Below are 14847 nucleotides of genomic sequence, written 5' to 3' on the forward strand. Positions count from 1 at the left end.
CCCTATGTTTACGAAGCAATGTGTCGTTACCCTGGACCTTGAAGGTGTCCTCGCCCCCGAAATCTGGATTGCCGTCGCCGAGAAGACGGGTATCGCGGACCTGCGACTCACCACGCGCGACATCCCCGACTACGACGTGCTCATGAAGGGCCGCATCGCCATCCTCGACCGCGAGGGCATCAAGCTCTCAGACATCCAGAACGTCATCGCGAACCTCGGGCTTCTGGACGGCGCGCGCGAGTTCATGGACAAGCTCCGCGACGAGACGCAGGTGATTATCCTTTCGGACACGTTCCAGGAATTCGCCTACCCCATCATGAAGAACCTCGGATTTCCGACCATCTTCTGCCACAATCTCGTGGTGGAAAACGACCGCATCAGGGGCTACCACCTGCGCATGAGCGACCAGAAGACGAAGGTCGTGAAGCACCTGCAGGAGCTGAACTTCAAGGTGTTCGCGAGCGGAGACTCCTTCAACGACACGGGCATGCTCAAGCAGGCCGACAAGGGATGCTTCTTCTGCGCGCCGGACTCTATCGTGGCGCAGTTCCCGCAGCTCGAGGCCACAAAGACGTACGCGGAACTCCTCGAGAAGTTCCACCAGTTCCAAAACACGCTGTGAGACAAACATCTTTTTTAGTCGATAAAAAAAGGAGACAACAATGAAGCTCTACACGACAGACTTTATCAGCGGCAAAGAATTCGAAACCCTCCAGATGGTGCGTGGAAGCGTGGTCTTCAGCAAGAACGTGGTCCGCGACGTATTTGCCGGCCTCAAGACGATTATCGGCGGCGAAATTGCCGGCTACACCGAAATGCTCAACGACGCACGCAACATCGCCATCGAACGCATGACGCGCGAAGCGGCCGCCGTCGGAGCAGACGCCATCGTGAACGTGCGATTCGCTACGGCATCCGTAATGGCCGGCTCTGCCGAAATTATCGCCTACGGGACAGCGGTAAAATTCAAGAATTAAACAAAAAACCGCATCTTTTATCACGCAAAAGCCACCTGCCGTTGCGGGGGGCTTTTATTTTGTATATATTTAAAGTATTCGGAATGCCCTCAGTGGCAGAAAGGAGGAAACATGTTCTACGAACATTGGAAAAAGATTGCACTTGCGCTGGCCGGGCTCTTTTGGGCCAGCTGCGGAGACGATGGCTCCAGCGATGAAGTTTCTATGTTTGCTCCCGAATATGGCGTTCAGGTAATGCCATCCGACTCTATAGGGGGTGCGGTTTGCCTTTATGGGGTAGAGGCTCCAGTCATTATCGAACAGGGAGTCCTTTGCTACAACGATACCGCAACGAACGATTCGGGCAAGGTGTTCAAGATTATCGACTGCACCGACGGCAACAAGTACCTGAGGGACCCCTCTGCTGCGGGTGCGGAAGGCGTCGAGCTCCCCGAAGGAGTCCAGGTATTCGCCCCGAAGGCCGGCAGCGGAAAAGCCATAAACTGCACAGAAAATGGTGACGTCTGCATCGAACGGAACCCGAACATTTCCGAAGAACTGGATTCGCTTGCAGGCTGTCACCCCATCATCGACTGTCCGGAAAAGCAGGATTAATCACAAAACATAATTTAGGAGGAAACATGTTCTACAAGCATTGGAAAAAAATTGCACTTACGTTGACCGCTTTCTTCTGGGCCAGCTGCGACAACTCGCCTAATGAAGCGCCCATGTACGGAGCGCCGCCCTGCGATTCGAACCACTGCATGGAGGCCCCCGAAAGCAGCGACGCAAACGGCACGCAGTCCAGTTCCAGCGAAACAACCGCTTCGTCGAGTTCCGAGGCGGCCAAACCCGAAAGTTCCAGCAGCGTGTTCGAACAAATCATGCCCGCCTACGGCGTAGAAGTAGACTTCACGTGTGTACCCATGGATTCCAGTGTCGCATATTTCGCTACAGATTACAGCGCAGACACCCAAAAGATGTGGAAAGAGGAACAGGCCAAGCACGATGCCGTAGACAAGATTGATTCCATCAAGCAGACCCTGGCAGAAACGCCCATGTGCCTCGAGAACTTGCGCAGGGAACTTGACATGTTCGTAGCCCTTTACGGCGCCCCGACCGTCATCAATAATGCGGTAGAATCCTGCAGCGATGGCTCTACCAGGCCCAGCGAAGAATACGCCAGGTTCCTCAAGATGCAGGAAGAGTGGGAAGCGAACAAGCCTGCCCTGGACGAAGAACTCCAGAAGGTCTACGAAGACAAGATGAAGGAAATCGAAGAACGCATCAACAAGTGCATGGAGAAATAGACGAAAGAACGGCTCTATGAGCCTATAGACGAAAGTCGAAAAATATGATAAAAAAGCATTGGAAAAAAATTCTATTGAGCCTCTGCTCCATGCTCTGGAGCGGCTGCAGTGATGATTCCTCCAGCGATAGCCCTTCAGCGGGCAACAAGCTTATTGCCTGCGATTTTGATCAGATATGCCCCGAATATGGTATTTTCTACGATTGCGAAAACGAGGAAGATGCGATTGCCGGGAACTTCGAGAATTGCACCATGTCGTATCCGGCGTGCACAGACACGTACTATTGTGAAGACGACGTCACCTGTTTCCAATCGACCGACGACGAAACGAAAACTTTCGACTGTCACGACGAAAAGGATAAAAAGACGCTCTATAGCGAAGACGAATTCAAGTCAAAATACTACGTGGATGGACAACGCATCCATTAATCCCTAACCACGCCTCACATTTCACACCTCACATTTTACACTCCACACTTTTTATGCAACTCTCTCTCAAAAAGAAACTCGCTCTCGAAGCTTACCGCCTTTACCGCCACAACGAAATCAAGGCGCACCCGCTGACTTACTTTTTCTGGGAATGCACGCTCCGCTGCAACCTGCACTGTTTGCACTGCGGTAGCGACTGCGTGAAAGACGCCATCCCCGACATGCCCCGCGAAGATTTTATGGGCGTGCTGGACAAGCTCGCCCCGCATATTGATCCAAAGCATTTTATCGTGGTGATTACCGGCGGCGAACCCTTGATGCGCCAGGATCTCGAAGAATGCGGCATGGAAATCAAAAAACGCGGTTACCCCTGGGGAATGGTCAGCAACGGCCTTGCGATGACCCCCGAACGCTACACCAAGCTGCTGAATGCAGGGCTGCGCTCGCTCACGATTAGCCTGGATGGCCTCAAGGAAAGCCACAACCATTTCCGCGGAGCCCCCACGAGTTTCGATAACGCACTCCGAGCTATCGACATGGCCGCTCACACGCAAGGCCTCACTTTCGACGTGATGACCTGCGTGAACCGCCAGAACTTGAAGGAACTCCCGAAGATTCTCGACATCCTCCTGAAAATCGGCGTGAAGCGTTGGCGTATCGCGACAGTGTTCCCGAAGGGCCGCGCGAAGGACAATCCGCTGTTCCAGCTCACGAACCAGGAATTCCGCCAGGTGTTCGATTTTATCCGTGAAGTGAAGAAGCTGAACGTCATCAACGTGAACTACGGCTGCGAAGGGTTCCTCGGCAGCTACGAAAAAGATGCCCGCAACTACCCGTTCTTCTGCCGAGCCGGCGTGAACGTTTCTTCAGTGCTTTGCGACGGCAGCATCTCGGCTTGCCCGAGCCTGCGCGGTGACTACATCCAGGGCAACATCTACAAGGACGACCTCTGGGACGTATGGCAGAACCGCTACCAGGTAATGCGCGACCGCAGCTGGGCAAAAATTGGCGACTGCAAGACCTGCAAGTACTGGCGCTACTGCGAAGGCTCCAGCCTGCATTTACGTGATGAAAAAACCAAAGAGCTTGCATACTGCCACGTAGCGAGACTCGAAGCCGCTGGTGCGTGATGACAAATGCGTAAGGCGAGAGTCGCGACCAAGTGTACTTGGTCATGACCGAGCCTAGCATTTGGTACTTGAGCGAAGCGAAAGTACAAAAGACCAAGGAATTGGCTTATTGCCATGTAAAACGCTTGGAAGCCGCCGGGGCATAGCCCCATCAGATTTACTTAACGAGGCCGAAGCGCAGCGGACGTTCGCCCTTCACGCGGAGCACGTACACGCCTCGGTCGAGGCGGTTCAAATCAACCTCCTCGCCAGCCGAAGCAAAGCCGTCCATCACGATGCGGCCTCGCAAATCCGTGACCGCATACTGGACGTTGCGGGAACCCGTGTATACGAAACTGCGGTTGCCCTCGCCCATACGGAGCTTCGACACCTGCGAAGCCAACACTCCAACCACGCGCACCGTCGAAGGCTTCTGCGTGAGTCCATAAAGAAAGCCGAACACTTTTTCTTTCACTTTCGTATCGTAGTCGTCCTCGTCGTAAAATTCGTGCGGCATGTCGTCGACAAAGTATGTCTCGTGATCAACTTTCTTTGCCTTGAGAACGGAATCGATAACAAAGCTTCCATACAAGGTAGGAGTCTGAATTTCAAAGGAATCTATTCCGGCCAGCGACATCTGCACCATGTTCACACCCAAAGTCGCGGCGATATTCCTTAGCGGCCGCCCCGTCTTGAAAAGCACCGTGCTATCGGCGGTACCGTGAACGAGCAACACGGGGGTTTCGGTATTCCCGATGATAGAGGGGTCATGGACAGCGCCCCACAAAGCAACAACGGCGTTCGCCTCGGATTCCTCACCCGCCACACCAAAAGGATTAAGGCCCCCCAGGTCAGGAGAGTCATGCGCAACAGGCGGAATTTCGGAAGCCTTGTCCATGTAGATATTTTCAAGGGCCAAAATTGCCCCCGCGCTGTTGCCCAGGAGATAGATGCGGTCCTTGTCGATTCCAAGTTTATCGGCATTGGAACGCACATAGCGCACCGCCGCACGCACGTCCTGGATTCCGCGATAGACCGACCTCGAAAAATCGAGACTGTCGATGGAAAGGACCTTGTTTTCGATTTTCGTGGCAATGCCCAGGCGATACTGCACCGAAATAGCCACAAAGCCGCGGGCCGCAAGCGAATCGCAATAGGCGACAGACTGCTGGTCCATATCGGCCTTGTTTCCCGCCGCAAAAGCTCCGCCATGCATCACAAGGACTGCGGCCCGCTTGTTCTCGGAATCGTCCTTGGGAGAATAGACATCCATGTGCAATTCGACAGGAGCCATATCCGTTTCATTTTCGTAAAGATAAATCGCACTTTCGGCCCCCTTCATCGCGATCATCAAGCGCGTGATAGAAGTCGCCTTGTTAAGGTGCGGGACATCGGATGCGTAGACGACATCCTTCTCGAACGAGACATCGAACATGCGGTCCCTGTAGCGTTCTCCCGCATACGAAACGGAAAATGCAAAAGCAAGCGCAAGAAAAGCTAGAATTCCCTTTTTCATGGCAAATCCTTTTTTTGAGCATCCTATGCGCAATTATAACAAATTATTGGGCGCCGCTATCGGTCCGGACAATCCACGCATTATCCGCATCGGCGAAATCGACGTTGTAATCGTAATCGGGCTTGTAGCCGAGAGCATCGCCATCAACGGGCTTGCCGCCCGCCGTGAACAGGTTATCCTTCATCGCGACAAAGCCGACCGTCGAATCTACCGGAGAGCCGTCTTCGTTATACCAGCGGTAAAGCGTCACGGCCATCTCGTTATTGAAAACGTTGGATTCGACAAGGCAGCGTGCAGAATCAGAACAGACCACGCCAGACAACTCGACACCATCGAAGAAGTTGCTGTAGGCATGGAGCACGCCGCCATGCGAGAGAACACCATCTCTGCTCAGGCCCGCAAAGTAGCTGTGATGCACGGTCAGGCTCTGCGCGGTATCCTTGATGATATCGCCCGAAAGTCCAAAGAGCACGCCCGTCTGCGCATTTTCGAAGCGCGACCAGGATATGGTCACGTTGTGCGAGCCGCGCTTCACGTCGAGTTCCACCAGCGGGTATTCCTCGAAGGTGCAGTGGTCCACCCACACGTGATGCGAGCGGTTGTGAATCGAGAGCGCCCTGCGCGAGCTGGTATCGAGCACGGTTATCGCGGGAGCCGTAAACGTGATGTTTTCGAAAATCAGGTTGCTCGATGTTTCGGTAAGGATTCCCATGCCCGCAAAGCGCACATCGCGTCCGCGGCCGTCGAACGTCTTGTCGTTCTTGAGGCGGAGCGGAGACTGCAAGTTGTATGTACCGCTCTTCTCGAAAAGAATCCACGTGGGGCCTTCGCGATAGGCACAGTCGCGAAGCGAACCCGGAGCGATTACGGCAGAAGTCTTCGCATTGCCCGCAGAATCCACCTCCGTCGTGTCCTCGACAATCAGGTAGTCTTCCGTCGTGGTGACGATGCAGATTTCGCCTTCCGCCTTAGAGATGTTCCCCAGGGTATCGGTAATGCCCGCAGCACCCAGAGTACCGACAGCATAGCCCTCCATCTGGGCAAGCAGCGCATCGTGTTCGCTCCAGTCCTTCCCGGGATACTTGCTCGCTACCGGCTCACGGTTCTTGAACACCTTTATTTCGGATTCGGGATCCGTGCAATCCACATACAAGGTATCGCCCGGAACAAAGCTGAGCGTTGCAGAATTCTTTTCGGCGGCATCGGCTACATGGATGTCGAAAATTCCCGCCGGAAGCGAGTCGATGACAAAGTGTCCACTGCTGTCGGGAACAACGAAGCGGTCGAGACCCACCACGCGAATCACAGGAGCTTCCGAGCCAAGGAAAACGAAGCCTTCGATACTCGAAAGTTCTCCGAGCCGGACCGTATCGATTCTGGAATCGTTCGAATCGAGCGTAAATTTGAGCACAGCGCCCGAAGCCCTGGAATCGCGCACGTTCCTGACTTCAACCGCGTAGGCCCCCGGTTCCGCAGCCATTTCCACGAAGCCGTCCGCATCGGATTCCATCCACTCGGCAGAAATTTCGCCATCGCTCAGGAAATCGCCGGGGAGCATGCGAATCCGCGCTTTAGGGGCAGGAGACCCGTCGGCAAGCTGCACCTGCAGGGCGAATGTAGATTCCGCCTCGGTTCCGCCCGCAACCTTCCCGTCGTTGCTACAGGCCGAAACCAGACCCGCGCCCAGCAAGGCCGAGAGTCCGGCCGAGAGCGCTTTGCAAACTTTAGATAAACTAAGCCTCATCCGAACCCTCCACATCACCATCTTTCTCGACACCAGTAGCATTTTCACCCGCAGCAGCATCGAGCCCCGCTATACGGCGCTTGCGACCCCTGCGCTTGGGAGGCGGATACGGGTCCGAAAGCGGGAACAGCTGCATCCCGAGCTGGAAGACCCGATTCGGCTTTTCGCACTGGCCAACCTTCGCCAAGACTTCGCGACGGAAGCGACGGACCATTTCTACCAGTTCGCTATATGTCGACTCGTCGCAAGCAAAAGCCAGCGTCGAAAGATTGCGCTCGCCACGGCCAAAGCGGTCCATCGCATCTTGCGCCACGTTCAGGTTCTGCTGAATATACGAATTCACCGCCGTGCTGTAAGATTCCGAGCCGCTCGAAATCAGACCCTGCGTCTGTTCGTAGAACCCGGTCTCCGGATTCTTCTTAATCATCGAGAGGCGTTCGAGAAGCGCGATGGAAGAACGCACCTGAGAGCCCGTAATCGGCGGACGCACCATGAGACCAAGCGCAGCATCGTCGCCCACATAGGGGTAAAAAGTCACAAGTTCGCGGACTACAGCGTGGTACCAGTGATCAAAGTATTCGAACTGGTCTTTCGCCACGTTCTCCACCTTGCATTCCTTGGTGGCGACAAGCTTTTCGAGGTATTGCCTGCTTTCGGAATGGTTTTTCGCCTGGTTGAAGGCGACCATGTCGGCAAAATAAGATTTCTCTCGCGCATCGGAGCAGAAGATATCGGCAAAAACAGAAACGAGGCGTGCGGTCAAATTGCGCTTGCCCTGCAAAATCTTGTTGAACATCGACGCATCGAAACCGGCACGCTCTGCAATATAGCGGTGGCTAAAGCGCCAGTCACCCGCATGGCGTTCCTCGTAGGCATCGCGCAAAAACTCGCGATAATTCAAATACTCAAATAGATTGATCATTTCACCTTAAATATAACAAAAGCGTCTACATTTCGAATATTTAAAAAGTCTACACTTCAAAAAAAATTCCCTGACGTGATTTGCCCCACACCATCGCGGAATAAATCACCCCAAAAAACTATCTGGAGAAGTAGCGTCCCTTCGGGAGTTTCGAATGCGTCTTTTCGCCGGGGACCATGCGACCGAGGGCATTGAAGCGACGGCCATCGCGAACCGCAGGAACATCCGTCGGACGTTTCACAATCGCATCCGTTCCACTCGAAGACGATTCTACATCGCCCTTCACCTTCGCAGGGCTGCATCCGGTGCGGTACACGCCCTTGATGTCGAAAGCAATCATGTCGATATTCGGTCCGCCGTCTGCCGAGACAGAGGCAAGTTTCACCTTAAAGTCAAGCGCATCCACCCAAACGTCCTCGACGTAAGCGGTATCCCACTTGTCCCAGCTTCCGGTAGACTTGAATGTCACATCGTACTCACCATTATCGACAGTCAGCTTCATATCGCGATCCGTATTTCCTTGGAACGAATAGCGGATCATCACGCGGGCGTTCGATGCGGACTGGTCCGAAGTCACATTGTAAGTAGCCGTGCTGTAGGCGGAGTTGTCAAAGTTAAAGAAACCCTGGCCCGTATAGCCTTCGTGGTTCGCCTCGGTCCAGCCATCCCCCGCTTCAGGGCTAGCCATGTCAATCGGAGAAGGCCAAGCTTCGTCGGCAACACCGTCGAAACAAATTTTCGGGTCAAACGAACTCGACGATTCAGGCCCAGCGGAGCTGGAAGAGGTCGGGCTATCGAGAGAATTTTCTTCGCCGTGCGAAGTCGGCTGGCAGGCGGGCCCTCCGTCAAAGACAGCCGTATAGGTCGCAGCGCGGTAGAGGGTCTTTTTCCCGTAGTAGTTCGAATCGGCAGAAAGTTTATTGCAGTCGTCATCGTACCAGCCAACGAACTTCTTGCCAAAGCTACCGGGGCTCACATGCAAAGTAAGCGGAGCGCCGCCAGGGAGTTGCTGGTTATGCGTAATGAGCCCTTTGCTGTTCGAAATATTCGCCTTGACCGTAAATGCGTAGCGCGGCTTGAGGGCGGACACGAGTTGCGTCAAGTTCGCCTTGTTATCGGCAGAAATGTACGATTCATTTTTCAGGGCGCTTTCAAGTTCCTCGGCAATCCACTGGCAATGCGCAATGGAACCCGATTCCTGGAAGTGCGTCGTTCCATCGTTAGTGACACCATCCGGGTAATTCGGGTATTCTCCCTTCAGGAACATCTTGAACTGGTAGCGGGAAACATACGCCGGGTCCCAGCTCTTGCTGTAGGCGTTGTAGGATTTCGCGTTCAGGTTCACGTAAACGGCGCCGTTTTTCTTGGCGAGTTCTTCCATCTTGCCGACAACGTTGTATTCAGTAAAGATATTGCGGCCATTCGCCCCCATGTTCATGTTCATCGGGGTCACGTACACCAGGGTAACGCCCGCACCTTTAGCCACATCGGCATACTGCTGTAGCCAGTAGCCAAGCGAATCAAAGGGGACCTCGCGAGCTTTGCTTCCAAAATAGCGGTCATTATGCCCGAACTGGACCATCATGATATCGCCCTTCTGCAGTTTGGCCTTGACCTCGTCCAGGCGGCCTTCCTGCACGAACGTCTTGGAACTGCGACCGCCGATAGCGTAGTTCACCACCTGAACGCGGGAACCGTCAAAGAAACTCCCCAGAATCTGCCCCCAACCCGTTTGCGGGTAGGCATTGTCCTTGTAGTTACAGACCGTAGAGTCGCCAATCACGTGGACCTTAAAGCTCGTAGAATCGCTCACGGCAACACCCGCAAACACGGCAGCGGCGATGAGGAATTTAAACACTCCCTTCATATCTACCTCACCTTCGCCCACGTGGCGACAAACTTTTCGCTACCCGAGCGGACAACGACGCGGTAAAGCCCCGCCGTGCGCACAGTTTCGGACAAATTCATTTCGCCCGCAGAAGCGGTCTTGCGCATTACCAGGCGGCCACGCATGTCAAACACGCTCACGTCGGCATCACGCACCAGAGAGAGCATGCTGCCACGGAGTTGCACTCCCGCATTTGCGGCCACGCCGCGCAGAACCGTCATCGACGTATCAGTCGTATCCTTAGTCGAATCCTGAACTTCGGGGCAGCCCTCGCTCACGCGGCACACGCCTGCAAGGCTGAAACCGAAGGCATCAATGTTCGGCGCGCCGTCACTCGTAAGCGACATAATCTTGAGTTCCGTTTCACCCTGCGGGGCATCCATCACCACGTAGGCCGTATCCCACTTGTCCCAGGCACCCGTAGGCGGCGCACTCACGAGGTAGTCGTGGTCCAGATAGGCATTGAACATGCGGTCAGAACTTCCGCCATTGGCGTAGCGCACGGCAAGAGTCACGTAGCCCGCCGCCGGGAACTTGACCTTGTAAGAAGCGAAGGAAGTCTGCGAGTTTTCAAGATTGAAAAAACCATCGCCCATAAAGCCGGTCCAGTTGTTTTCCTTGTAGCCGACGCCCGTATCGGGGCTATAGGCATCGAAAAACTTCTTGATGTTCTTGTCGACCTCGACATCAATCTGCTCGGTACCTTCAATCGGAGTAAACGGAACGAAGGTCACATCGGCAAGGCTCTTCGGAGTCGTCGTCGGGAAAGCCGTCAACGCCTTGCCGTCACCGGTATACTTCTGCGCCGTACCGCCCTCATAAACCGCAGTATATTGCGTTGCGGCAGAGCCCATCACGAACGTATGGATGTAGGGAGACTTCACATTGGAGCGGCTCGGTGCCCCCACCTTGTTGCCGTTGCCGTCGTACCAGCCGAGGAACTTCTTTCCGCTCTTCGGCATGGTCTTGAGCATCACGGTCATTCCCTGCGGATAATACGCACCGAGAGACGTCGCATCGGCAGCACCTTCGGGGCTCACCTTGACATCGACCTGGTACATGGGCGCCATGTAGTCGCCGAGCTTTTTCACAATCGGGTCCGTATGCGCACGCATCTGTTCGGTAATGATACGCCCGAAAGCGTTCGCACCGTTCATCTGCAAGTGCACCTGGTCCGTCTGGTCACTGCCAAGATTGCTGTATTCAGCCGTGGTCGCATAGTTGAAGATGAACTGAGCCGCATACTGCTCGCCCACCGAAATCATGTAGTTCGCGACCATCTCGCTCATGTCGATAAACGGCACGTTGAGTTCTTCGGCGAGGCTCTTGTTGAGCGCCGGATAACCGCGGTAGCTGTTATGAATCTGCGTCGGGGAATCGTAATACAGGCGGCGAATCGGGCTCATGATAATCGGGTATGCACCCTTCGCGCGGACATCGCTCACCATCTTCTTCATGTTGGAAGCGAAGAAATCCTCGGTACTGTAGTTCACGTCATTGATACCGAACTGGATTACGACGTAATCGCCCGCCTGCAACTTTTCGGCAATGCAGTTACCGGCAGAACACCCCTTCTTGAAGAACATATCGTAATAACCGACAGCAGTGCTGCCATCCTTGGCCTTACCACCGCCACCGAGCGACATGCCGCCCTGGCCACGGTTCACCACCGCCGCCTTGGTCGGATCAAACCAGTAATGGAAATCCTGACCCTGCCCCTGCTTGGGATAGTAGCCTTCGTTCCAGTCCTGCATGGTGGAGTCGCCACACATGTAGATGGTCACTTTCGCAAGTACCGCGGGAGCGGCAAGCATCGAGGCGATTACGGCAGACTGCCAGATTTTAGAGAACGCGCCCATTACTTTACCATCCTCGTCGCGGCGACAAGCTTGCCGTCAAGTTTCACCTTCACCACGTACATGCCCTTCGGGAGCAGTTCGCAATCATATGCAACCGAGGTCGCGCCAGCAGTCACGTTCCTGGAAACGCCCAGGCGCATCGCACCGGACATGTCGTAGAAGTAAATTTCAGCAAGGCCTGCCTTCGGGGTGTACAAAACACCGGTCATGGGGTTAAACACCACGCCATGCACAGGTGCGGCAACAGGCTTTATCGTGGTCTGCTCGTCGACCTGGCCCGCATAGGCGCTCACGCCCTCGATATCGAAGTAGAACATATCCACATTCGCGCCACCATCGGCAGTCGTCGACTTGAGCGTAATCGTATTGAGTCCCTTTGCCAAGTCAATCTTCGCATCGGTCGTAAGCCAAGTCGTCCAGCCGCCGGTCGCATCCATGGAGACCGTCCCTACCTTGACTCCGTTCACCACAAGTTCCATATCGCGTGCGGCACTGCCACCGTTTGCAAAGCGGATACTGATGGTGGTAGAAGCAGTATGTTCGGAATACAGGTTCCATGTTCCGTAGCTTGCGGTGGAATTGTCGAAGTTGAAGTATCCCTTCTCGACAAAGCCCGTATTGGTCGTCTCGGACCAGCCAATTCCCGCATCCGGCGTAGAAGCATCGACCTTGGAAGCCTCCTTCTTCGTCGCAACCTCTTCAGCATTTCCCGGAGCGGCAACAGAGAGCACGCCCTTCGCAGATGCGGCATCGCCTTCGCCACCTTCGGTCACGACAGTGTAGGCGAATACGCCCGCTTCCGTCGGAGTTCCAGAAATGGTCACGGTCGAACCCTCTACCTTCGCGGTCACGCCCTTCGGGAGTCCAGTCACCTTCACGCCGTCGCAGCCGATAAACTTGTAGCCAAAGTTCTCGATTGCATTACCCAGCAGGATTCCCTGGTTTTCAAGCCCATCGCCCACCTTCGAAATAGAAGGAGCGAGGCCCGCGACACCTTCGGTGCCGAGCATGTAAATGTCGGGTTTCTTCAAGTTCTTTACCATGTCGGGCAGGTAATAGCTCGCGTGGGGCGGCTGGTTATAGGCAACGTTCTGCCAGGCGACACTCACGCGGTATTGCGGGTCGTGCATCAGCGTGTAGAGCCTGTGCGGAGTCGTCACGGGAGTCTGGAAAATCGTGATTGTCGAAGGATCCGTGCTGGAACGGGCAATGAATTCTTCGCGCCAGTCGCCAAACAGGTCTGCCACAATGCAGGGATTCGCCTTGGTGTAGTTGTTCAGAGTCGAGCTATTCACTTCATAGAAGCTGAAGTAGCGATCGACGGTCTTCTTGCTGGAATTCCACTTTTCAATCTTTCCACCGCTGCCGCCACTGCCTGTAGCATCCAGCAGTTCATCCTGCAGGTCACCGTCAAAGTAAATGCGGAAATTGACCGAGGGCTTAGTCTCATTCAAAAGAGTCCCCTTCACGGTACGCATTCCACCGCTAGTACCCGACCACATTTCGAAGCCACGATTCGTGGAATCGACATCGGCAGCCATGCCACGACCATTGTCCACATTCCCAGCCTGAGTCTGAGTCGTTCCCCAGAGGACCTTGCCATCCTTGTCGCGGAATTCTTCACTATACGCATTCTGCTTTTCTTCGTGAACATCGTAGACTTCCAAACCCGGATGGTCAGGATCCATATCAGAAAGATGCATGGCATCGCCATGGCCAAAACCAGTACGGTAACGGAGCGTACCGTCATGATTGAGTGCGGCAGCCCCCATAACGATTTCGTCAAAACCGTCGCCATCCAGGTCGCCAACGGAAAGGTTGTGGTTACCTTCGCCATAAAGTCCTTGGCCAGCCTTGTCGGAACTGTGCTGCCAGCGGGTCTTGAGTTCCTTGCCGTCAAAGTCATAGGCGGCCACAAAGAATTCGGTATAGTAACCGCGGCTCATAATGACACTCGGGTGAACCCCGTCGAGGTAGGCAATCGCCGCCAGCATGCGGTTGTCACGGTTGCCGTAGTTGTCGCCCGAAATCTTTCCACGGGCAGGCCAGTAATTAATCGTATGAACAGCCTCGCCAGTATTCCCCTTGAACACCGTCAGGAACTCGTTACCGGTCATGATCGTTCCCGAAGAGGAGCGATAATCCTTGGAACCGTCGCCAATGACCTTGCCCTTGCCGTCGACAGTGCCGTCGGAAGTTTTCATCACGATTTCGGCAATACCGTCACCATCCAGGTCGTAGACCATGAACTGCGTGTAATGGGCGCCGGCACGGATATTCTTGCCGAGGTCGATACGCCACAGGAGGGTCCCGTCCATCTTCAAGCCGTCAATAAACACGGTACCCGTGTAACCCGACTGGGAATTGTCCTTGGAATTGTTCGGATCCCATTTGAGAACCAAATCCAGTTCGCCATCGCCATCCAGGTCGCCCACGCTCATGTCGTTGGGGCTGTAGCTGCATGTGGAACCATCCGGCATCGTCTGGTCCTTGGGAACATTGAGTCCCTTGATGGTCTTGTACGGAAACCCCTTGCTGTTCTGGTCCAGGACTATAAGCGCACCTTCCGCCTTGCCTTCCTTACCGTTCACCACGGCGGCAACCGTATACTTGGAAGTCGTCTTTCCGGCGGCGTCCAGGTAGTTCGTGCCACCCGTCTTACCGACGGAAGCGATCTTCTCGCCATCGCGGTAGAGGTTGAATTCCGTCGCGGGGTCATCTGTACCCAAAAGGCGCCAGCTCACGAGCATTCCCTTACCCGTATTCGCAACCGCAAGGCCACGCGAAAGCTTTTCCATCTGGCGGGTCGCCGCGAAGGAAGGTTGTGCAAGCCCGAAAACAGTTGCCGCACAAGCAAGCAGGGCCGTAGTTCTGAAACCAATCACCATACTTTTCTCCAAGTTTTAAGAGACGGAACAGCCCGGACACCACATCCCACCGTTCCTAATATATATTCTAAACAAAATAAAGCAAAGCACCCATACACATAAACTATACAAAACGCATCACAAACAGGCTTTCGGGCGCATGAATCCGTTGCCCACGGACAACGCGCCGTTTTCCCTTTCCTAAATATAATTCATTTGAAAATAAAAAGTCTACAAAACTTTGTAAA

Annotated in this window: 12 protein-coding genes; 6 read left to right on the forward strand and 6 right to left on the reverse strand. The window is 54.4% G+C overall.

Annotated features, from left to right (window positions below):
- Nucleotides 1–4: 4 nt before the first annotated feature.
- From thrH to B4A77_RS03955, 6 genes are all read left to right on the forward strand, one after another.
- On the forward strand, nt 5–622 hold the full coding sequence (thrH, locus tag B4A77_RS03930; protein ID WP_290738503.1) for a bifunctional phosphoserine phosphatase/homoserine phosphotransferase ThrH: 618 nt from the start codon (nt 5–7) through the stop codon (nt 620–622).
- 40 nt (nt 623–662) lie between these two features.
- Nucleotides 663–977, forward strand: coding sequence for a YbjQ family protein (locus B4A77_RS03935; protein WP_173381538.1), 315 nt, complete (start codon nt 663–665; stop codon nt 975–977).
- A 111-nt stretch (nt 978–1088) separates the two neighbouring features.
- On the forward strand, nt 1089–1571 hold the full coding sequence (locus B4A77_RS03940; protein ID WP_173381537.1) for a hypothetical protein: 483 nt from the start codon (nt 1089–1091) through the stop codon (nt 1569–1571).
- Between the two features lie 26 nt (nt 1572–1597).
- A complete protein-coding gene (locus B4A77_RS03945) occupies nt 1598–2266 on the forward strand; it encodes a hypothetical protein (RefSeq protein ID WP_290727092.1) in 669 nt (222 codons plus the stop codon).
- Between the two features lie 44 nt (nt 2267–2310).
- Nucleotides 2311–2694, forward strand: coding sequence for a hypothetical protein (locus B4A77_RS03950; protein WP_290738506.1), 384 nt, complete (start codon nt 2311–2313; stop codon nt 2692–2694).
- 53 nt (nt 2695–2747) lie between these two features.
- Complete coding sequence (locus B4A77_RS03955) at nt 2748–3824, forward strand: TIGR04133 family radical SAM/SPASM protein (RefSeq protein ID WP_290736148.1); 1077 nt, start codon at nt 2748–2750, stop codon at nt 3822–3824.
- 157 nt (nt 3825–3981) lie between these two features.
- On the opposite strand, the gene B4A77_RS03960 is transcribed toward B4A77_RS03955, so the two are convergent.
- The 6 genes from B4A77_RS03960 to B4A77_RS03985 all read right to left on the reverse strand — a co-directional run bounded on the left by B4A77_RS03960 (nt 3982) and on the right by B4A77_RS03985 (nt 14620).
- On the reverse strand, nt 3982–5319 hold the full coding sequence (locus B4A77_RS03960) for a carboxylesterase family protein (protein WP_290738509.1): 1338 nt from the start codon (nt 5317–5319) through the stop codon (nt 3982–3984).
- Between the two features lie 43 nt (nt 5320–5362).
- Nucleotides 5363–7063: a right-handed parallel beta-helix repeat-containing protein gene (locus B4A77_RS03965; protein ID WP_290728235.1), complete on the reverse strand. Its 1701-nt coding sequence runs from the start codon at nt 7061–7063 to the stop codon at nt 5363–5365.
- Nucleotides 7053–7985, reverse strand: coding sequence for a TIGR02147 family protein (locus tag B4A77_RS03970; RefSeq protein ID WP_290727083.1), 933 nt, complete (start codon nt 7983–7985; stop codon nt 7053–7055). Before B4A77_RS03970 ends, B4A77_RS03965 begins: the two co-directional genes overlap by 11 nt.
- A gap of 118 nt (nt 7986–8103) precedes the next feature.
- Nucleotides 8104–9852, reverse strand: coding sequence for a GDSL-type esterase/lipase family protein (locus B4A77_RS03975; RefSeq protein ID WP_290728238.1), 1749 nt, complete (start codon nt 9850–9852; stop codon nt 8104–8106).
- A gap of 2 nt (nt 9853–9854) precedes the next feature.
- A complete protein-coding gene (locus tag B4A77_RS03980) occupies nt 9855–11732 on the reverse strand; it encodes a GDSL-type esterase/lipase family protein (protein WP_290738512.1) in 1878 nt (625 codons plus the stop codon).
- Nucleotides 11732–14620 (reverse strand): carbohydrate-binding protein, encoded by a 2889-nt coding sequence (locus B4A77_RS03985; protein ID WP_290738514.1) that lies wholly within the window; start codon nt 14618–14620, stop codon nt 11732–11734. The genes B4A77_RS03980 and B4A77_RS03985 overlap by 1 nt, the downstream gene beginning before the upstream one ends.
- Nucleotides 14621–14847: the final 227 nt, after the last annotated feature.

This window comes from Fibrobacter sp. UBA3718 (assembly GCF_002371935.1).
Lineage (GTDB): Bacteria > Fibrobacterota > Fibrobacteria > Fibrobacterales > Fibrobacteraceae > Fibrobacter.